This window comes from Amycolatopsis sp. DSM 110486, from assembly GCF_019468465.1.
GTDB lineage: Bacteria > Actinomycetota > Actinomycetes > Mycobacteriales > Pseudonocardiaceae > Amycolatopsis.
In genome coordinates this window covers 4,376,072-4,396,462 of sequence record NZ_CP080519.1, presented here as the reverse complement: position 1 = coordinate 4,396,462, position 20,391 = coordinate 4,376,072, and the positions used below count along the sequence as shown (strand labels likewise).

Annotated in this window: 18 protein-coding genes; 4 read left to right on the top strand and 14 right to left on the bottom strand. The window is 68.6% G+C overall.

The window, feature by feature from the left end; translation table 11 throughout:
• Window positions 1-141 precede the first annotated feature (141 nt).
• The 3 genes from K1T34_RS21420 to ddaH all read right to left on the bottom strand — a co-directional run bounded on the left by K1T34_RS21420 (window position 142) and on the right by ddaH (window position 2,766).
• A complete protein-coding gene (locus tag K1T34_RS21420) occupies window positions 142-858 on the bottom strand; it encodes a glycoside hydrolase family 75 protein (RefSeq protein ID WP_220245997.1) in 717 nt (238 codons plus the stop codon).
• A gap of 317 nt (window positions 859-1,175) precedes the next feature.
• Window positions 1,176-1,826: a polysaccharide deacetylase family protein gene (locus tag K1T34_RS21415; protein ID WP_220245996.1), complete on the bottom strand. Its 651-nt coding sequence runs from the start codon at window positions 1,824-1,826 to the stop codon at window positions 1,176-1,178.
• Between the two features lie 88 nt (window positions 1,827-1,914).
• Window positions 1,915-2,766, bottom strand: coding sequence for a dimethylargininase (gene ddaH / locus K1T34_RS21410; RefSeq protein WP_360583878.1), 852 nt, complete (start codon window positions 2,764-2,766; stop codon window positions 1,915-1,917).
• A 74-nt stretch (window positions 2,767-2,840) separates the two neighbouring features.
• On the opposite strand from ddaH, the gene K1T34_RS21405 reads away from it, so the two are divergent.
• The 3 genes from K1T34_RS21405 to K1T34_RS21395 all read left to right on the top strand — a co-directional run bounded on the left by K1T34_RS21405 (window position 2,841) and on the right by K1T34_RS21395 (window position 6,690).
• Window positions 2,841-3,287 carry an Lrp/AsnC family transcriptional regulator gene (locus K1T34_RS21405; RefSeq protein WP_220245995.1) on the top strand — a complete coding sequence of 149 codons (447 nt, stop codon included), beginning with the start codon at window positions 2,841-2,843 and terminating at the stop codon, window positions 3,285-3,287.
• 392 nt (window positions 3,288-3,679) lie between these two features.
• Window positions 3,680-5,629, top strand: a complete 1,950-nt coding sequence (locus K1T34_RS21400) for a 2-oxoacid:acceptor oxidoreductase subunit alpha (RefSeq protein ID WP_220245994.1) — start codon at window positions 3,680-3,682, stop codon at window positions 5,627-5,629.
• The gene (locus tag K1T34_RS21395; protein ID WP_220245993.1) at window positions 5,626-6,690 is read left to right on the top strand and encodes a 2-oxoacid:ferredoxin oxidoreductase subunit beta; all 1,065 of its coding nucleotides are present in this window, start codon (window positions 5,626-5,628) and stop codon (window positions 6,688-6,690) included. The genes K1T34_RS21400 and K1T34_RS21395 overlap by 4 nt, the downstream gene beginning before the upstream one ends.
• A 199-nt stretch (window positions 6,691-6,889) precedes the next feature.
• On the opposite strand, the gene K1T34_RS21390 is transcribed toward K1T34_RS21395, so the two are convergent.
• Window positions 6,890-8,182, bottom strand: coding sequence for a LapA family protein (locus tag K1T34_RS21390; protein WP_220245992.1), 1,293 nt, complete (start codon window positions 8,180-8,182; stop codon window positions 6,890-6,892).
• A gap of 14 nt (window positions 8,183-8,196) precedes the next feature.
• The gene (locus K1T34_RS21385; RefSeq protein WP_220245991.1) at window positions 8,197-9,246 is read right to left on the bottom strand and encodes a polyprenyl synthetase family protein; all 1,050 of its coding nucleotides are present in this window, start codon (window positions 9,244-9,246) and stop codon (window positions 8,197-8,199) included.
• A 290-nt stretch (window positions 9,247-9,536) separates the two neighbouring features.
• Here K1T34_RS21385 and K1T34_RS21380 point away from each other — a divergent pair, with 290 nt between their 5' ends.
• Window positions 9,537-10,187, top strand: a complete 651-nt coding sequence (locus K1T34_RS21380) for a hypothetical protein (RefSeq protein ID WP_220245990.1) — start codon at window positions 9,537-9,539, stop codon at window positions 10,185-10,187.
• Between the two features lie 139 nt (window positions 10,188-10,326).
• Here the strand turns inward: K1T34_RS21380 and K1T34_RS21375 are convergent, their stop codons facing one another.
• The 9 genes from K1T34_RS21375 to nuoH form a co-directional block, all read right to left on the bottom strand.
• On the bottom strand, window positions 10,327-10,935 hold the full coding sequence (locus K1T34_RS21375) for an HNH endonuclease (protein ID WP_255638629.1): 609 nt from the start codon (window positions 10,933-10,935) through the stop codon (window positions 10,327-10,329).
• A 98-nt stretch (window positions 10,936-11,033) separates the two neighbouring features.
• Window positions 11,034-12,113, bottom strand: coding sequence for an AAA family ATPase (locus K1T34_RS21370; RefSeq protein ID WP_220245988.1), 1,080 nt, complete (start codon window positions 12,111-12,113; stop codon window positions 11,034-11,036).
• 179 nt (window positions 12,114-12,292) lie between these two features.
• Window positions 12,293-13,867 (bottom strand): NADH-quinone oxidoreductase subunit NuoN, encoded by a 1,575-nt coding sequence (nuoN, locus tag K1T34_RS21365; RefSeq protein WP_220247330.1) that lies wholly within the window; start codon window positions 13,865-13,867, stop codon window positions 12,293-12,295.
• Window positions 13,868-13,885: 18 nt separating this feature from the next.
• Window positions 13,886-15,436: an NADH-quinone oxidoreductase subunit M gene (locus K1T34_RS21360; protein WP_220245987.1), complete on the bottom strand. Its 1,551-nt coding sequence runs from the start codon at window positions 15,434-15,436 to the stop codon at window positions 13,886-13,888.
• Between the two features lies 1 nt (window position 15,437).
• A complete protein-coding gene (nuoL, locus tag K1T34_RS21355) occupies window positions 15,438-17,345 on the bottom strand; it encodes an NADH-quinone oxidoreductase subunit L (RefSeq protein ID WP_220245986.1) in 1,908 nt (635 codons plus the stop codon).
• A gap of 10 nt (window positions 17,346-17,355) precedes the next feature.
• Window positions 17,356-17,655, bottom strand: a complete 300-nt coding sequence (gene nuoK, locus K1T34_RS21350; RefSeq protein ID WP_220245985.1) for an NADH-quinone oxidoreductase subunit NuoK — start codon at window positions 17,653-17,655, stop codon at window positions 17,356-17,358.
• Window positions 17,652-18,527, bottom strand: a complete 876-nt coding sequence (locus tag K1T34_RS21345; RefSeq protein ID WP_220245984.1) for an NADH-quinone oxidoreductase subunit J — start codon at window positions 18,525-18,527, stop codon at window positions 17,652-17,654. Before K1T34_RS21345 ends, nuoK begins: the two co-directional genes overlap by 4 nt.
• Window positions 18,524-19,066, bottom strand: a complete 543-nt coding sequence (gene nuoI / locus K1T34_RS21340; protein ID WP_220245983.1) for an NADH-quinone oxidoreductase subunit NuoI — start codon at window positions 19,064-19,066, stop codon at window positions 18,524-18,526. Before nuoI ends, K1T34_RS21345 begins: the two co-directional genes overlap by 4 nt.
• Window positions 19,053-20,381: an NADH-quinone oxidoreductase subunit NuoH gene (nuoH, locus tag K1T34_RS21335; RefSeq protein ID WP_220247329.1), complete on the bottom strand. Its 1,329-nt coding sequence runs from the start codon at window positions 20,379-20,381 to the stop codon at window positions 19,053-19,055. Before nuoH ends, nuoI begins: the two co-directional genes overlap by 14 nt.
• Window positions 20,382-20,391: the final 10 nt, after the last annotated feature.

The following is a 20,391-nucleotide window of genomic DNA, read 5'->3' as shown; positions in this document are numbered from 1 at the left end:
TTGCGTATCGATTGTGCGCTTTTTCGGCCTCTCGTAGTGGTCTCGACAACATTTTCGTTGCCGTAGCGCCATTTCTGCCAGGAATCGACGAAGCGCCGGGGAAGCTCGACAAAGCCTCCCCGGCGCCGTTGTTCGTCAGGCTCAGTTGTTGTTCACGAACGTGCCGGCCAGGTTCTGGCCGGTGCTCGTGGCCGTGCCGTGGTTCTCGATCGGCGAGACCTTCGAGTTCTTGAAGCAGATGTAGGTCACACCGGAGTCGGTGCCGCCGTTGGACGGGTCGGGGTTGATGCCGAGGTCCTTGGCCGTCGCGTACGAAGCCTCGCCGATGATCCCGGTCGGCCCGGTGTCACCGATGACGGTGTATTCGACTTTCCCGTTGTAGATCACCGCACAGGAACCGCCGCCCTTGAGACCGGAGGACGAGTAGTTCCACGTGCCGCTGGAGCTCGGCACGACGATGTAGGGCAACGTCGCAGCATTCAGCGGCTTTCCGTCGCTCTGGTGGAACGCCGTGTCGCCCTGGAAACAGCAGTCGGTGTCCTCGTTGCACTGCGACGTGCGCTGCCCGTCGCAGTCGATGTCCATGTCGGCCTTCCAGAACACGGCCCCGTTGGCGTCACACACGGCGACGGTCTTGGAGCCCGCGTCCTCGTCGGTCTTGTACTTGCCGTTCGAGATCTGGTTGCAGCTGTTGGTCTTCGCCAGCAGCTGCGCCGCCGTCGGGCCCGCGGCCGGTGCCGCGGCGACCTGGGCGTGGTCCGGACCCGCCGGCGTCCCAGCGGCCGAGGCCGACGCCACCGCCGCCGGCATCACCGCGGCGGCGATCGCCATGGTCGCGAACAGGATCAGCTTCCTCATCGAGGCTCCCTGTCAGTCAAGAGAAACTGTTAGTTAGGAAAGTTTCCTTACTGTTTGCGGCGTAGCGCACAGGATGCACCCGGGCGCGCACGGTGACAAGGGCCGGCCGTCAGTGGTTTTCCCACCAGCTGGCAACGCTTGACGAAACCGCTGGTGCACCAGGAAACCGTTCACGAAACCGGAAAACCGAAGTCCCGAACACCGGTACACAGCTCAGCGCAGGGGACCCCCACCCAACGCAAGCCGACGACGCACCGCCGCCAGCACCCGGCCCCCGCCCGGCACCAACGTGAGCCGTCCCGCGAAGGATCGCCGACTCAGAACGTCAGAAGTCCCGTCAACCGGCCCGGCCAGCGGTGCCCGTACCGACCCACCAGCACACCCTCTGCCCACTCGCGATCCAGATCCCGATGCACCTCGACGCGGTTCTGCAACCACTCCCCGCCGCGAACACTCGAACTACCAGGACCGGAACCGGCATACACCCGCGTCGCACCGGCCGCCCTCAACCGCCCCAGCACGCGCCGGTCCACCCGACGCCCGGACAGGGAGTACCGGCACACCGCCCGCCCACTCAGCTCCCCCAGCAACCGCGGCGCCGCATCAAGCTCCCGCCGCAACACGCGTTCCTCGAACCGCCGCGCACCGAACCGGTCCCAGCCGTGCGACCCGACGTCCATCCCGGCCGCGACGAGCTCACGCAACCCGGCACGATCCACGAACCCCCGCGAGCCGACCCGGCCGGCGAGCGGGAAGAACTCCCCACGCAGCCCGCGCTGCACCAACTTCGGCAACGCGACCTCGATGTCCGAGATGTTGCCGTCATCGAAGGTCAGCCGCGATTCAGGGCACTTCGCGACGACGTCCAGCAAGGTGTCGAACTGCTCCACCGTGATCCAGCGCTCGTCTTCGCCCGGATCGAGCGCGCGCTGGGGTCTGCCGATGCCGTGCACGGCGAAGTTGACCATCGCACCTCGTCCCGGTTCGGAGCGTCGGACCTCCTGTACGTCGATTAATCGAATTGGCAAATGGAGTAGTTACACTATCTACACAAAGTTATTTGCGAATCTCCAAAGTGCAGCACTTCGGCCCGCCGCCGGCCTTCCGCAGTTCGGAAATGTCCTGGTAGACGGGCTCGTAGCCCCGCGCGGCCAGCTGCGCGCCCAGCCCGACGGCCTCCAGGGGCAGCACGACGTTGCGCCCGTCGGAGACGCCGTTGAGGCCGAAACACTCGGCGTCGGCGGCCGTGGCGATCACGGCGTCGGGGAACAGGCGCCGCAGCACGCGCTGCGAGCCCGACGAGAAGGCCGCCGGGTAGTAGGCGATCTGCGCCGCCGTGGTGTCGGTCCCAGCGTCGGCTTCGGTGAGCACGAACAGCGCCGTGTCGAGGTGGTAGTACCGCGGGTCGACCAGGCTCAGCGACACCACGGGCACGCCGAGCACCTCCTGCGCCTCCGCGTGCGCGGCCGGGTCGGTGCGGAAGCCGGTGCCGGCGAGCAGCAGCTTGCCCGTCCAGGCGAAGTCGCCCTCGGCCTCGTTGATGCGCTCCGGCATCGTCAGGTCGCGGTAGCCGTGCTCCACGAACCACCGGCGGAAGTGCTCGGCCTCGGCCGCGCGCTGCGGCGCCCGGAAGCGCGAACCGAGCACGCGCCCGTCCACGACGGTGCCGGAGTTCGCCGCGAACACCATGTCGGGCAGGCCCGGCTGCGGCTCGATCTCCTCGACGGTGTGGCCCAGACGGCGGTAGGTGTCGCGCAGCTCGGTCCACTGCGCCACCGCGACGTCGGCGCTGACCGGCGCGGTCGGGTCCATCCAGGGGTTGATCACGTAGTCCACCGCGAAGAACCGCGGCGGGCACATCAGGTAACGGCGGGTGGTGGGCACTCGCTGCACAGACTCTGCCTGCATGATTGAAGGGTAAGGTCGGCCTAATCGTGCAATCAATCTCTGTTCGCTGCGCACATACCTGCTAAACATTGCGTGTGAACACCATCGACCAGCGAATCGTTTCCTGCCTGGTGGCCAACGCGCGGTCCAGCTACGCCGAGATCGGCAAAGTCGTCGGGTTGTCCGCCCCGGCGGTCAAGCGCCGCGTCGACCGGCTGTTGGAAACCGGCGTGCTGCGCGGCTTCACGGCGGTCGTCGACCCGGAGGCGCTCGGCTGGGGCACCGAGGCCTTCGTAGAGGTGCACTGCCAGGGCAACGTCACGCCCGCCCGCATCCGCGCGCGCCTTGAACCACTGCCGGAGGTCGTGGCCGCCTACACGGTCTCGGGCGCGGCCGACGCGATCGTGCACCTGCGCGCCGCGGACATCCACCACCTCGAGACGGCGCTCGAGCGGCTGCGGGGGCTGGAGATCATCGACCGCACCGTTTCGACGGTCGTCCTGTCGCGGCTGCTGGAACGGCCGCCGAACCCGCAGAGCTGACCGGCGGACCTGTCCGGACCACCGGGCTTCATCGGGAACTCGAATGAACTTATCCACATGCCGGGACGCAGATGCGGGACCAGTCCATTCGGTGGCATCGTCCATGCCACAGACCGGGAAATCCGGTTTGTGTGGCCCATCAGAGGGAGACGTGCGTCACTGCGGATCCCCCGGAAATCCCGTTACCATCGGTTACAGGTAACAAATGGCGCTTGCCGCCGGTAACGGGATGAAGGCTTCCACTCCGGGTACCCCACACTTCGGGAACTCCCGAGTCCTCGACGAGTAACCTCGGGGGTGGCCTGGTGATCCAGCCGACATCGCCGGGCGGGCGTTTCCCCGGGGGCCGACCCGGGGTCGCAGCACGTCGGGAGAGAGGGATTCCCTGACCCATGAGCACGAGTGCGAACGGCGGTCCGGGAAGCACCGCGGCCGGCAACGGTCACAGCAGCGCTTCCCTGACCAGCTCGAGGTCGACCGAAGTCAGCAAGCTGGACCGGGTGGTCATCCGGTTCGCCGGTGACTCGGGCGACGGCATGCAGCTGACGGGCGACCGGTTCACGTCCGAGGCCGCGGCCTTCGGCAACGACCTGTCGACGATGCCGAACTTCCCCGCCGAGATCCGCGCGCCACAAGGCACGATCCCGGGCGTCTCGTCGTTCCAGGTGCACTTCGCCGACTACGACATCCTCACGCCCGGCGACCGGCCCGATGTGTTGGTGGCGATGAACCCCGCGGCGCTGAAGGCGAACCTGCGCGACGTCCCGCAGGGCGGCACGATCATCCTCAACACCGACGAGTTCTCCAAGCGCAACCTCGTGAAGGTCGGGTACGACAACGACCCGCTCGACGACGACACGCTGTCGGCCTTCCAGGTCCACCGGGTCGCCATGTCGACCCTGACACAGGGCGCGCTCGCCGACACCGGTCTCGGCAAGAAGGACGCCGAGCGGTGCAAGAACATGTTCGCGCTCGGGCTGCTTTCGTGGATGTACCACCGGCCGACCGAGGGCACGGAGCGGTTCCTGCGCGAGAAGTTCGCGAAGAAGCCGGACATCGCCGAGGCCAACATCCTGGCCTTCCGCGCGGGCTGGAACTACGGCGAGACCACCGAGTCGTTCGCCACGACGTTCGAGGTCGCGCCGGCGAAGCTCGACCAGGGCACCTACCGGCAGATCACCGGCAACACGGCGCTGGCGTACGGGATCGTGGCGGCCGGGCAGCAGTCCGGGCTGCAGATCCTGCTGGGCACCTACCCGATCACCCCGGCGTCGGACGTCCTCCACGAGCTGTCCAAGCACAAGAACTTCGGCATCATCACGTTCCAGGCCGAGGACGAGATCGCCGGCATCGGCGCAGCGCTGGGCGCCTCGTACGGCGGCGCGCTGGGCGTGACCTCGACGTCCGGCCCGGGCATCGCGCTGAAGTCGGAGACCATCGGGCTCGGCGTGATGACGGAGCTGCCGCTCGTGGTCATCGACGTGCAGCGCGGCGGCCCGTCCACGGGTCTGCCGACCAAGACCGAGCAGGCCGACCTGCTGCAGGCGATGTTCGGGCGCAACGGCGAGTCGCCCGTGCCGATCATCGCGCCGCTCTCCCCCGCCGACTGCTTCGACGCGGCGCTGGAGGCCACGCGGATCGCGCTGAAGTACCGCACGCCGGTGCTGCTGCTGTCCGACGGCGCGATCGCCAACGGCTCCGAGCCGTGGCTCGTCCCGAACGTCGAGGACCTGCCGGACCTGCGTGTGGAGTTCGCGCAGGAACCCAACTCCGACAACGGATCCGGTGAGTTCTGGCCGTACGTGCGCGACCCGGAGACGCTGGCGCGCGCGTGGGCTGTGCCGGGCACGCCGGGGCTGCAGCACCGCATCGGCGGCCTCGAGAAGGCCGACGGCACCGGGCACATCTCCTACGACCCGGACAACCACGAGAAGATGGTGCGGCTGCGCCAGGCCAAGATCGACGGCATCGACGTGCCCGACCTGGCGGTCGACGACCCGTCGGGCGGCAAGGCGCGCGTGCTCGCGCTCGGCTGGGGCTCGTCCTACGGCCCGATCGGCGCGGCCTGCCGGCGCGTGCGGAAGCTGGGCATGCCGATCGCGCAGGCGCACCTGCGGCACCTCAACCCGCTGCCCGCGAACCTGGGCGAGGTGCTCCGGTCCTACGACAAGGTCGTGCTGCCGGAGATGAACCTGGGCCAGCTCGCGCTGCTGCTGCGCGGGAAGTTCCTGGTGGACGTGCACTCGTACACCAAGGTGGCGGGGCTGCCGTTCAAGGCCGAAGAGCTGCAGAACGTGTTCGCCGACATCATCACCAGCACCATCCCGGAGGGCGTCAAGTGACCGCCATCGACCTCGGACTGCCGCAGCTCGGCGGTCTGGACCTCGTTCCCACCACCGACGAGCCGCAGAAGGCCAAGGACTACAAGTCCGACCAGGAAGTGCGCTGGTGCCCGGGCTGCGGTGACTACGTGGTGCTCAACGCCGTGCAGTCGTTCCTGCCGACGCTGGGCCTCAAGCGCGAGAACATCGTGTTCATCTCGGGCATCGGCTGCTCGTCGCGCTTCCCGTACTACCTCAACACCTACGGCATGCACTCGATCCACGGCCGCGCGCCGTCGATCGCGACCGGCCTGGCCACCACGCGCCCGGACCTGTCGGTGTGGGTCGTCACCGGCGACGGCGACGCGCTGTCCATCGGCGGCAACCACCTGATCCACGCGCTGCGCCGCAACGTGAACATCAAGATCCTGCTGTTCAACAACCGGATCTACGGCCTGACCAAGGGCCAGTACTCGCCCACTTCGGGCCAGGGCATGGTCACCAAGTCGACCCCGATGGGTTCGGTGGACACGCCGTTCAACCCGCTGTCGCTGGCGATCGGCGCCGAGGCGTCGTTCGTGGGCCGCGCGCTGGACTCCGACCGCAAGGGCCTCACCGAGGTTCTCGAGGCGGCGGCCCGCCACCGCGGCTCGGCGATCGTCGAGATCTACCAGAACTGCCCCATCTTCAACGACGGCGCGTTCGACGTCCTCAAGGACAAGGACGAGGCCGCCTCCCGGCTCATCCCGCTCAAGGCGGGCGAGCCGATGCGCTTCGGCGCCGAGGGTGAGTTCGGCGTCCGCCGCGGCGAGTGGGGTGGCCTGGACGTCGCCAAGGTGAGCGACATCGGCGAGGACAACCTGGTCGTCCACAACCCGACCATCGCGGACACGTCGTACGCCTTCGCGCTGACCCGCCTGGGCGACCAGAACCTGACGCACGTCCCCACGGGCATCCTGCGCCAGGTCGAGCGCCCGACCTACGACGACGGTGCTCGGGCCCAGGTGGAAGAGGCCCGCGCCGCCCGCAAGCCCGACCTGCAGGGCCTGCTGCGCGGCAAGGACACCTGGACTGTCGTGTAGTTCTCGGTCTGACACGAAAGAAGGCCTCCCCGCTTCGCGCGGGGAGGCCTTCTTTCGTTGCTGGGTAAGACTTAACTCAACCACGCCGCGAGATCGCGCGCTCAAAGGCGATCTCGCCCGCGGCGGCGGAGCCGACGCCAAAAACACAGAGGCCGCCGAGACACAGCTTTTCTGGTTGCCCCGGCGAAACCGCAGGCAATCAGGAAAGCGGCCGGAACCCAACACGCTCAGCATCGGCGGCCGTACGGAACCAGACTTCGGCGACCATTCGCGGGAACTGCGGCGATTCTTCGGTGCAGTACCGCAAAGCCGTGACACTGGCCTTGACCGTGAAGGCGTCCGACGGGCGGCCGCCGCCGGGGCGGGGCATGGCGGAGCCGGGGCCGAAGGGGCCGGGCGGCACGGAGTCCTCGCCGGTGTCGCGGGCCGGGGGCGGTTCGGGGGCGGCCATGGCGGCGACCTGGTTGGGCTGCACGGACGGCTCGAACAGCGAACCGCTGTGCGCGCCCGTGAGGTCCGGCTCGCGGCGTTCGACCGGCCGCATCGACGGCTGGATCGGCCGCGGCGGCTCGAAGCCGCCGCGCGGGGACTCGCGGGGCTGGCGCTTGGGCAGGCCGCCGGGCTCCAGAGGTTCCTCTGTGGACTCTTCGGATTCCTCCACCGCGGCCGCCTGCGCCGCCATGGCCGGAGCCGGCGTCAGGTGCTCAGTGGACTCGGGCTCGTCGAGGTAGTCACCACCCGGCGCATCCTCGAAGGGCGAGCGGTCCGGCAGTTGCTTCGAGAACCAGTCCGATTCGGACTGTTCCGTCGCGGGCGCGGGCTGGAACAGCGACACCGGCTCGTCGGACGGCTCCAGGCGGCTCTCGAACGACGAGGGCTCCAGCGTGCTCTCGAAGGGTTCGAGCTTGCTCTCGAACGGTTCCACCGCGCGGTGGTAACCGCTGCCGTGGTCCTCGTCCTCGAGATCGACCGCGTGGTGGTAACCGCTGTCCGGCTCGCGCGAGACCGGGCTGAGGTACTCCGTCGCGGCCGCGCGGTAGACGTCGCCACTGTCCACGGAGGACGCCAGGGCCGGCTCGTCGGATTCGGGCGAAGCGCCCGGGTCCGGCGCGGTGCGGTACTCGGCGTCGTACTCCGCCTCCGGGTCGAACCCGGCGGGCGGCGTCGCGGCGATCAGCTCGGTCGGCGCGTGCTCGCGCTCGTCGCGGGTCCACGCCGGCTCGCTGTCGGGTTCCGCGAAGTCGGACGTGAACACCGGTTCCGAAGCCACGGGAGCGTCCACCGGCGGCAGCACCGACGTCCGGCTGGACGCGGCGGCCAGCGCGGCCGCGTTGGCCGGCGTGCGCGCGTTCTCGGCGTGCGCGGACGCCAGCGCCTCTTCCAGCTCACGGATGCGCTTGCGCGCAGGCACCACGAGGACCAACCAGGCCACGAGCGCGCCGACGAAGAACGCCAACAGGCTCCACAGCCAGACTTGTCCGAAAATGGACATCTTCTCTGCCCCTTTTAATGCGTCCGCGCGACCAGGTAGTCGGCGACCGACTCGCAAGCGTCGCGCGCGGGGGAAGCGGGCAGCGCGGCGAGCTCGGCACGTGCCCGCGAAGCGTAGTCGGAAAGGGTGACGCGCGCGCGTTCGAGTCCACTCGAGCGGCGCAGCAGCTCCAGGGCTTCGGCGACCACCTCGTCCTCGGCGATCGGGCCGGCCAGCAGCTCCACGAGCCGCGGGTCGGTGTCCGGGTCGGCCAGCGCGTAGAGCATCGGCAGCGTGCGCACGCCTTCGCGCAGGTCCGTGCCCTGCGCCTTGCCCAGCTCGTCGGACGGCGACGCGATGTCGATGATGTCGTCGGAGATCTGGAACGCCGTGCCGATGATGTCGCCGAACCGGCGCAACGCCTGGATGTACGCCTCGGGGGCGCCCGACATCATGCCGCCGAACCGCCCGGACGTCGCGATCAGCGAGCCGGTCTTCTGCGCGATGACAGTGAGGTAGTGCTCCACGGGGTCGTCACCGGGGCCGGGGCCGACCGTCTCGCGCATCTGACCGGTCACGAGCTCGCCGAACGTCTCGGCGATGATGCGCGCCGCGTCCGTCCCGAGGTCGGCGACCAGGCGCGAGGCGTGGGCGAAGAGGAAGTCGCCGGTCAGGATCGCGACGGTGTTGTCCCAGCGCGCGTTGACGCTCTCCGCGCCGCGCCGCATGGTCGCCTCGTCCATCACGTCGTCGTGGTACAGCGTCGCCAGGTGCACCAGCTCCACCGCGGCGGCCGCGATGAGCACGTGGTCATCCTGGCGCGGCCCGAACTGCGCCGACAGCAGCGTGAACAGGGGCCGGAAACGTTTGCCCCCCGCCTCGACCAGGTGCAACGCCGCGTCGTGCACCGCCTGCACATCGCTCTTCACGACGTCCCGCAGCATCGCCTCGACGTCCGCCAGCCCGCCGGCGATCGACCTCAGCAGCGTCTCGTCCTCGATCTGCAGCCCGACGGTCGCGCGGAGGTCCTCGACGGCGCCATCCCGCGCAGCGGGGGCTCCCGCCCCCGGGGGTGGTGAAGACACAGACACGTCGGCTCCGCTCTCTCATGCGCCGGTCGGGTTATCCGGCTTTCAGAGTAGTGGCTACCCCTGGTACGCCGTTTATCCGCTGTCCAGGGGAAACGGTGACGAACATGACACCGGAGGGCAACCCGGTCCCAGAAGTCAAGGCCGGGCCCCGAACGGGTTGATCCCCCGGCACGGACGAGTGATCAACGCCCGGCAGCGCAACGGGCGAAACGGGCGCGCGGATATTCACTCAGTGGGAGTTCGCCGGCGCGGTCCGTGCGGCTTGAATGCAGGGAGGTCAGGACATGCTGAAGAACGTGAAGACGGGGCTCGTCGCGGCGGTGGTGATGGCGGGGAGCGTGGTGGCCGGCGGGGTGGCCCACGCGCAGACGCCCGCGGGTGTGGCCGACCTCGGTGAGGCGAGCTTCACCAAGGGCTCGACCACGGTGATTGTGCCGTCGCTGGCGCCGTGCGCGGTCGAAGGGCCGACGAGCGCGTCGGCGGGCTCGCTCAGCAAGACGGGCCTGAGCTGGGGCGGAGGCACGTCGTCCTGTACGACCACGGTGGTCGACCCCGACAACGACACCACCAGCACCAAGTCGACGGCCACGGGCAAGAACTTCGAGCTCTCGGCCCTGGTCAGCGCCGGCGGCCCGCGCATCCGGCTCGCGAGCTACACGGTCACGTGCGACGCGGTGCAGCGGCAGACGAGTGCCAATTGGACGTTCAGCGGCCTGGCCGGCATCACCGGCCTGCCCTCCCCCGTTCCCGCCGGTTATACGAAGCCCATCACGAAGTCGGGCGGGACCGTGCTGGCCAACGCGGTTTTCAACACCCAGACGTTGCCCGGCGACGGCAGCATCAGCTTGACCATGCTGCGTATCGACTTCCAGCCCGCATCCGGCCTTACGGGCTCAGTCGTCGTCGGTCGCACTTCGTGCTCCCCCACGCCGTAATTTGGCCTCGACTCCGTCGAGGCGTGCGAGATCGCCTTTGAGCCGGCTCCTGGATTGAGTGACCTGACCGGCCGGGGGCCGATCGGATCACTCAATCCAGCAACCGGCGCGATCTCGCGTGTGGGTCGGCAACCCTGTGTCAAGCCAGCAGTTCAGCCCGAAGCTCGGGATCGCGGAGCAGGTCGAGCAGAGAGGCGTCCGAGAAGATGCGCGGGGCGCCCGGCAGCAGGGCCTGGCGGAGCATGGCGTGGAGGACGTCGGCGTGGGGCTGGTCGCGCAGGGTCCAGATGGCGCGGCGGCGGGTGTCGGCGTCGCCGTTCCACCAGTGGTCGACCAGCGCGGCCACCTGGTCCACGGCGGCGGCGCGGCCGCGTTCCAAGAGGGGGCGGTTGAGGCCGCAGATCTCGATCGTCGCGCGGCCTTTGTCGGTCAGCGGGCGGTAGGTGCCGATGGACAGCACCAGGAACAGGTGCTCCAGCGGATCCTCGGCGGTCGGGTCGATCAGCAGTGGCCGGCCCGAAGCGTCGAGCGGGAAGCGGTCGCGCTTGTGGTGGCTGTTGCAGTACTCGCACGCCAGCAGGTGGTTGAGCCAGTCGAACGCGCGCCGCGGCGCCAAAGCCACCGGCTCGAAGTGGTCCACAGTGGACCCCAAGCCGTCACCGCAGTACATGCAGTAGCCGCGGCCCGAGGCCATCGCGGCCAGGTGCGTGCGGATCGACCGGCGGGCCCCGCGCGCGGAAGTCCACAAGCGACGCGCGGTTTTGCTGTCGCCAGACGGAATCCGCGAGGTAAGTCGCACCAACTCGAGAGCAACCGCAGCGGGCAGCGCCACCCTGCGCAGCGCGATCACCGTTCGTCGAAGTGGCGCGTGACGTCGTCGACGCGGCTGGGCGGTGAGCTGCTCAGACGGTCGCGCAGCTGCTCCCATTCGCGCAGGCCGTCGGCGTCCGCCTGGCCCGTGGCCACGAGCAGCTCCAGCTCGGCCAGGTGCTCGCGCAGCTCCACGGCCCGCGGCGAGTACGGGCTGTCGAGCCCGAACAGGTCCGACAGCACGGCGTCGTCGCCACTGCCGTAGACCACACGCTGGTACAGCTCGTCGGACACCACGCGCGGCGGCTCCTGCTCGTCCGGCCCCGGCAGGCGGATCAGGCCACCCGGATCGGCGGCCTGGCACACGTAGGGGCTGTGCGTGCTCACCACGAACTGGATCCGCGGGAAGTGCGCCTTCAGCCACGGCCCGATGCGCTTCTGCCACGACACGTGCAGGTGCGCGTCGACCTCGTCGATCAGCACCACGCCGGACGCGTCGATCCCCAGCCCCGCGTCCGCCAGCTGCCGCACGAGGTCGACGACCAGCGCCGTCACCGTGCGGTAGCCGTCGCTCATCTCGCGCAGCGGGAACCGGTCGCCGCGGTAGGACACCCACAGGCCGTCGGAGTCGACGTCGCGCACGCGGTAGCCGTCCGGCAGCAGGCCGTCGCCCAGCAGTGTGAGCACGGAGTCCTTCAGCTCCTGCGCGCCCGCCTTGCCCTCCAGCGCGCGCAAGTGCTGGTTGATCAGCCACGCCACGCCTTCCGCGAGCGAAGCGTCTTCGCTGAACAGGCTCGCCACGCGCGCGAACTCCCCGCGCATCAACGACTGCGCCTCGGGCGCGCCCCCGGCCAGCCGCCGGAACGGCCCGTAGCCGGCGCAGAACGCGGGCCCCTCGCCCACCACATCGACGTCGATGGAACTGCCCTCGGCGACCAGGCTCTCGGCGAAGGGCGGCTGCACGAGCGCCTGCGCCAGCGCCCGCAGGAACGTCGTCTTGCCCGACCCGTTGCGCCCGGCCAGCACGGTCCAGCCCGGCCCCGGCAGCTTCAGGTCCACCGTGCGGGCACCGCGGAACCTCAGGACGTCCGTGATCCGCACCCGCTCGATGTGCATGCCCTGAGCTTATCGGCCCGGACAAGCCGAAGGCCGCTGTGTTCATGGCGTCGGCTCCGCCGCCGCGGGCGAGATCGCCTTTGAGCCGGCTCCTTCCCTCCCGACATGATCGGCCCCGGGGGGCCGACCACATCGGGAGGGAAGAAACCGGCGCGATCTCGCGGCGTGGTTCAGAAAACCTACGAAGCGAAGCCGCCCGAGCTGGCCCACGAGAGAGCGAACGAGGGAACCAGGCCGAGAACCAGCGTCACCACCACGCCGAGGGTGATGGCCGCCGTGGTGAAGCCGCCCGGGATGGCGACGGTCGGGCCGTCGGCCGCCGGCTCGGAGAAGTACATCAGCACGATCACGCGCAGGTAGAAGAACGCGGCCACCGCGCTGAACACGAGCGCGATCACCACCAGCGGAGCCATGCCGTCGGACAGGGCCGCGGAGAACACCACGAACTTGCCCACGAACCCACTGGTCAACGGAATACCGGCCAGCGCCAGCAGCAGGAACGTGAACACGCCGGCCAGCACCGGCGACCGTTTCGCCAGCCCCGCCCATGCGGACAGGTGCGTGGCCTCACCGCTGGAGTCGCGCACCAGGCTGATCACGCCGAACGCCGCCAGCGTCGTGAAGCCGTAGGCCAGCAGGTAGAACAGCGTGCTCGACAGGCCGTCCTCGGTCATCGCGATGGCACCGACGAGCAGGAAGCCCGCGTGGGCGATCGAGGAGTACGCGATCATGCGCTTCACGTCGGTCTGCGTGAGGCCGAGGATCGCGCCGATCGCCATCGAGATGATCGCCACGGCCCACAGCACCCCGCGCCACTCCCAGCTCGTGGAGGAGAACGCGACCGACAGCACGCGCAGGATGGCGCCGAACGCGGCGACCTTCGTGCACGCCGCCATGAAGGCCGTGACCGGAGTCGGCGCGCCCTGGTAGACGTCCGGCGTCCAGGTGTGGAACGGGCCGACCGAGCCCTTGAACAGCAGCCCCACCACCAGCAGACCGAGGCCTGCGAACAGCAGCGTGTCGGAACGGTCCGAGCCGGCGGCGGCGTTGGCGATGTCGGCGAGCTTCACGGAGTTCGCGTAGCCGTAGAGCAGCGCGAGGCCGTAGAGGAAGAACGCCGAGGAGAACGCGCCGAGCAGGAAGTACTTGACCGCCGACTCCTGCGAGATGAGCCGGCGCCGCCGGGCCAGGCCGCACATGAGGTACAGCGGGAGGCTCAGCACCTCGAGCGCGATGAACATCGTGAGCAGGTCGTTGGCCGCGGTGAAGGCCATCATGCCGCCGAGCGCGAAGAGCGTGAGCGGGAAGACCTCGGTCTGCGACGTCGTCGCGGAGGCGACCTGCGCGCGGTCCTGCACGGTGCCGGGGCTGATCGCGGCCTGCGCCACGAACGCGCCACCGGGCTCCACCTTGCGGTCTGCGATGAGGAACACCGCGCCGAGTCCCAGCAGGAGCAGCGTGCCCCAGAGGAACAGCGACGGCTGGTCCACCGAGATCGCGCCGGCGAACGTGGTCACGCCCGCCTTCGGCGCCGTCCGGGTGGCGTACATGATCAGCGAGACCCCGGACGCGAGGATCGCGATCACGGTCACGAAGACCTGCGCGTACCAGCGGGAAGCCTTCGGCGCGAACGCCTCCACCAGCACGCTGACGCACGCGACGCCGAAGATGATCAGCAACGGCAGCACGGCCGCGTAGTCGACCGAAGGTGTCGCCACCTGGGCCGACGGAGCCTGGGAGAGACCAGGCCCAATGAGACTGTCGAGCACGGTTTACTTGCCTCCCTGCACGGCAGACAGCGTCGCCTGCACCGACGGGGTGATCGTGTCGAGCACCGGCTTGGGGTAGAAACCCAGGCCGATGATCAGGATGACCATCGGGGCCAGGATCGCGATCTCCCGCCCGCCGAGGTCCTTGATGGCCTTCTTGGCCCCGAGCTCCGGCGCCATGGCCGTGCCCGGGCCGCCGCCCACGCCGATGAGCGCGTCACCGCGCACCGGGCCCTGCATGATCCGCTGGTAGAGCCACAGCACGTAGGCCGCGGCGAGCACCATGCCGACCGTCGCGATGATCGTGTACACCGGCTGCGTCACGAACGAGCCGATGAGCACCAGGAACTCGCTCACGAACGAGTTGGTGCCCGGCAGCGACAGCGCGGACAGACCGGCGATCAGCAGCATCCCGCCGAGCAGCGGGGTCACCTTCGCCATCCCGCCGTAGTCGGAGATCCGCGTGGACCCACCGCGCATCACGATCAGGCCGATCACCACGATGAGCATCCCGGTCGAGAGGCTGTGGTTCAGCATGTACGACACGGAGCCGATCATGGCCTGCTCGTTGAAGGCGAAGATGCCCAGCGAGATGAACCCGAAGTGGGCGATCGAGACGTAGGCGATGAACCGCTTCATGTCGCTCTGCCCGGCCGCGAGGATCGAGCCGTAGATCACGCCGATCACCGAGAGCACCAGCACCAGTGGCGCCAGCGCCTTGCTCGCCTCGGGGAACATCGGCAGGCAGTAGCGCAGGAAGCCGAACGTGCCGACCTTGTCCAGCACACCCACCAGCAGCACCGCGACGCCGATCGGAGCCTGGCTCGCGGCGTCCGGTAGCCAGGTGTGGAACGGCACCAGCGGCGCCTTGATCGCGAACGCGAGGAAGAAGCCGAGGAACAGCCAGATCTGCGTGCCCGTCGGGGCGTCGCGCACGACCGTGACCAGCGTGGCCCAGTCGAACGTGCCCTTGCCGAGCTTGTCCGACGCCAGCGAGTACGCGCCGATCGCCGAGGCCAGCATGATCAGGCCGCCGAGGAACGAGTACAGGAAGAACTTCACGGCCGCGTACTGCCGGTTCGCGCCGCCGTAACCGCCGATCAGGAAGTACATCGGGATCAGCATGATCTCGAACAGCACGTAGAAGAGGAACACGTCGGTCGCCGCGAAGACGCCGATCGTGATCGCCTCCTGCAGCAGGATCAGCGACAGGAACCCACCGGCGGTGCGGCCGGCCGGGAGCTTGTCGGTGAGCCCGAGCGCGCCCACGACGATCGGCACCAGCAGGGCGATCACCGCGATCATGATCAGCGAGATGCCGTCGGTGCCGAACGAGATGTGGATGCCGAAGGTCGGGATCCAGTCCATCGAGGTCGCCTGCTGGATCCGCGCTCCGGACGGCGAGTAGCTCGCCCAGAACGGGATGATCAGCAGGAACTCCACAATGGACACGACGAGCGCGGTCGCGATCGCGGCCCGGTCGTTCCCCTTGAGGAACGCCAGCACCAGCGAGCCGACCAGCGGCAGCAGGATGAGCGCCAGGAGCCAAGTCATGTCAGGAGAACCTCACCAGCAGAAGGGCCGCCAGAAGCAGGAACGTGCCGCCGAGCATGGACAGCGCGTACGACCGGACGAACCCGGTCTGCATGCGCCTCAGCCGGCCGGACCCGCCGCCGAGGGCCGCGGCGAGGCCGTTGACCGCCCCGTCGACCCCGCGGTTGTCGACGTACACCAGCGCCCGCGCGAGCCAGGTGCCCGGGCGGGCGACCAGCGTCTCGTTGAGGGCGTTGCCGTACAGGTCCTTGCGAGCCGCCCGGACGACCCAGGAGACGCGCTGCGGGCGCTCGACCGGGATGTCCCGGCCGGGCCGGAAGATCCAGACCGCGAGGAGCGCGCCGATCAGGGCGAGCGCGATGGTGAGCCACGGGATCGCGTCGGCCGAGATCGGGGCGTGCTCGGCCTCGTGGAACTCGCCGACGGTCGGGGCCAGCCAGTTCTCGAACCGGTCGCCGATCGCGAAGAACGCACCGGAGCCGACCGACCCGATCGCCAGGATCGCCATCGGGATCCACATGATCGGCTTGGACTCGTGCGGGTGGAAGTCGCGCCCGTCGGAGCTCTTGATCTCCTTCCAGCGCGACTTGCCGAAGAAGGTCATCATCATCAGGCGCGTCATGTAGAACGCGGTGAGCCCGGCGCCGATGATGCCGGCGAGGCCGAACACCCAGCCGCGCCAGCCTTCCTGGCCGAACGCGGCTTCGATGATCGCGTCCTTGGTGTAGTAGCCCGCGAGGAACGGGAAGCCGATCAGCGCGAGGTACCCGAGGCCGAAGGTGACGAACGTGATCGGCATCTTCTTGGCCAGGCCGCCGAACTTGCGCATGTCGACCTCGTCGTTCATGCCGTGCATGACCGAACCGGCCCCGAGGAAGAGCCCGGCCTTGAAGAAGCCGTGGGCCACGAGGTGCATGATGCCCAGCGCGTAGATGCCCGGCCCGAGGCCGACCGCCAGCATCATGTAGCCGATCTGGCTGACGGTGGAGTAGGCGAGCACCTTCTTGATGTCGTCGTAGGCACAGCCGACGATGCACCCGATCAGCAGCGTGACCGCGCCGACGAGCGTGACGACCAGCCGGCCGTCCGGCGTCGCGGAGAAGATCACGTTGGAGCGGGCGACGAGGTAGACGCCCGCGGTGACCATCGTTGCCGCGTGGATCAGGGCCGAAACCGGGGTCGGGCCCTCCATCGCGTCCGGGAGCCAGGCCTGCAGCGGGAACTGGCCCGACTTACCGCAGGCGCCGAGCAGCAGCAGGATTGCGATCGCGGTGATCGCGGCCGGCGGGATCTGCCCGTTGGTGAGGCCGTCGAAGACCTGGGTGTACCCGGTGGAGCCGGTGTACTTGAACATCAGGAAAATCGCCAGCGCGAGCCCGACGTCACCGACGCGGTTCATCAGGAACGCCTTCTTCGCGGCGGTGGCCGCGGACGGGCGGTTCTGGTACCAGCCGATGAGCAGGTACGACGCGAGACCCACGCCTTCCCAGCCGAGGTACAGCGTCACAAAGCTGTTGCCCAGTACCAGGATCAGCATCGAGGCGACGAACAAGTTCAGGTACGCGAAGAAGCGGTATCGGCCCTCGTCGTCGGCCATGTAGCCGATCGAGTAGAAGTGGATCAGCATGCCGACGCCGGTGATCAGCAGGACGAACGTCAGCGACAGCGCGTCGATGCGCAGCCCGAAGTCCACCTGGAGCTGACCCGCCGGAATCCACGAGTACAGGTTGATGTTCTCGGTCGCGTTGCCCGCCGTCGAGAAGAAAAGGATCACTGCGTAGACAAACGCCAGGGCGACGGTGGCGGTGCCGAGCAGATGCCCCCAGGCCTTCGCCCGTTTCCCGGAAAGCAGGAGGATCAGGGCTCCGAGGGCCGGAAGGGCCACCAGCAGCCACGATGATGCGGTCACACTAGCCCTCTCAGTACTTCAGCAGGTTGGTGTCGTCGACCGAGGCCGAGCGCCGGGTGCGGAAGATCGACATGATGATCGCCAGGCCGACCACGACTTCGGCGGCGGCCACGACCATCACGAAGAACGCCATCACCTGGCCGTCGAGCCCGCCGTTGATGCGGGCGAACGTGACCAGGCTGAGGTTCACCGCGTTGAGCATCAGCTCGATGCACATGAACACGACGATCGCGTTGCGGCGGACCAGGACGCCCACGGCGCCGATGGAAAACAGCAACGCCGACAGCAGCAGGTAGTAGCTCGGGGTCACTTTCCTTCCCCTTCTTCGTCGGTGCCCGCGGCAACGCTGTCGCCGCCGACCAGCGCGTGGGCATCGGGCTTGGGGCCCTCGTCGGCGATGAGCTTGCGCTCGCGCATGAGCTGCAGCGCCGAGGTGGATTCGATGATCGCCGAGAGCGATTCCGGCGCGATCGAACCGTCGGGCAGCAGGGCCGGCACGGCGACGGAGTTGGCCGTGGCGAACACACCCGGGCCGGGCAGCGGCGACGGGCGGTCGTGCTCGCCGCGGAAGCGCAGCTTCACGAGCTCGCGCTGCGGGACCTTGCCGCCCTTCTTGTGGCGGTCGGTGAACGCCAGCACCATCGCGCCGAGCGCGGCGGTGATGAGCAGCGCCGACGTGAGCTCGAACGGGAACAGGTACTGCGTGAAGATGATCCGCCCGAGGCCGCCCGCGCCACCGCCGTTGGCGGCGTACGGATCGAGTGCCGGGGCCGGAGTCACGTTCACCATCGAGCGGAACACGCCGGCGGCGATCAGCGCGGCGAGCCCGATGCCGAGCACCGTGGCCATGAACCGCTGTCCGCGCAGCACCTCGACCACGGAGTCGGAACTCTCGCGGCCGACCAGCATCAGCACGAACAGGAACAGCATCATGATCGCGCCGGTGTAGACGATGATCTGCGTGAACCCGAGGAACGGCGCCGACTGCGTCATGTAGAGCGCGCCCAGGCTCAGCATCGTGAGCACCAGCCACAGGGCCGAGTGCACGGCGTTGCGCGAGAAGATCATCCCGAGCGCGCCGAGCAGCGAGAGCGGGCCGAGGATCCAGAACGCGATCGCCTCGCCCACCGACACCGAGGTCGACGCGGCGGCGGGCGCCTGCGCGAGAACTGCCGCGATCATTGCTTGGCCTCCTGCTGCTGCGCCTTCGCCAGCTCAGGACCGTTCACGTAGTAGTCCTGCTCGTTGTCGCCCAGACGCATCGGGTGCGGCGGCTGCTCCATGCCGGGCAGCAGCGGGGCGAGCAGGTCTTCCTTGGTGTAGATGAGCCGCTGACGGTCGTCGTCGGCGAGCTCGTAGAAGTTGATCATCGTCAGGGACCGCGTGGGGCAGGCCTCGATGCACAACCCGCAGCCGATGCAGCGCAGGTAGTTGATCTGGTAGTCCGCGCCGTACCGCTCACCCGGGGAGAAGCGCTCCTCCTCGGTGTTGTTGCCGCCTTCGACGAAGATCGCGTCGGCCGGGCAGGCCCAGGCGCACAGCTCGCAGCCGACGCACTTCTCCAGCCCGTCCGGGTGGCGGTTGAGCTGGTGGCGACCGTGGTACCGCGGCGCGGCCGGGGCACCGGCCTCCGGGTACTCCTCAGTGGCGACCTTCTTGAACATCATCGCGAAGGTGACGCCGAAACCCTTGATGGGATTGAGGAAGTCAGTTGCCCCCATCTTCTGCCCCTTCCTGTGCTGCGGTGCCGACGGCCGCCGGCTTGCGCCGGGCCGCCCTCGCCTCCGCCTTGGCCAGCGCCTTCTGGCGCGGAGTGCTCTCGGGAACCTTCAGGTCCAGCGGGGGCACGGGGAACCCGCCGCCCGTGAGGTCGACGTAGTCGCCTTCCGGCAGCTTCTTGTTCGGCACCGCCAGGCTGATCAGCACGAGCACCACCAGCACGATGCCGACGCCGACGAGGATCTGCGGCCAGCTCCACTGGATGGTCTTGATCGCGACGACCACGAGGATCCAGACCAGGTTGATCGGCACCAGGACCTTCCAGCCCAGGCGCATGAACTGGTCGTAACGCAGCCGCGGCAGCGTGCCGCGCAGCCAGATGAAGCAGAACAGCAGCACGAACAGCTTCGCGAAGAACCAGAGCATCGGCCACCAGTTCTGGTTCAGCGGCGAATCGTCGCCGACGAACGGGAACCGCCAGCCGCCGAGGAACAGCGTGGTGCAGAACGCCGAGACGATCACCATGTTCACGTACTCGGCGAGGAAGAACATCGCGAACTTCATCGAGCTGTACTCGGTGTGGAAACCGCCGACCAGTTCCGACTCGGCCTCGGGGAGGTCGAACGGCGCGCGGTTCGTCTCACCGACCATCGAGATCAGGTAGATCACGAAGCTCGGGATCAGCATGTAGAAGTACCAGCCGTGGGCCTGCTGCGCCACGATCTCCGACGTCTGCAGCGAACCGGAGTAGAGGATCACCGCGACGATCGAGAGGCCCATCGCGATCTCGTAGGAGATCACCTGCGCCGCCGAGCGCAGACCACCGAGCAGCGGGTACGGCGAGCCCGAGGACCAGCCGGCAAGGACGATGCCGTACACGCCGATCGACGAGCACGCGAGGATCACCAGCACGCCCACCGGCAGGTCCATCAGCTGCAACGTGGTCGTCTGGCCGAAGATCGACACCACCGGGCCGAACGGGATGGCCGACAGGGCGATCAGCGCGGGGACGGCGGCGAGCACCGGCGCGAGGAAGTACACCTTGCGGTCGGCGGTGTCCGGGATGATCTGCTCCTTGAACGGGAGCTTGATCGCGTCGGCCAGCGACTGCAGATATCCATTGGGACCGACCCGGTTCGGGCCGGGGCGGTTCTGCATCCGGCCGACCGCCTTGCGCTCCCACACGATCAGGAAGATCGTGAGGATCGGGCCGATCAGCAGGATGATGACCGCCTTGAACAGGACCAGCCACCACGGGTCGTCCGCGAGCAGGCGGGCCCGCTCGGCGGCATCCGGCATCTGCGCCAGGAACGGCATGAGCTGCGGG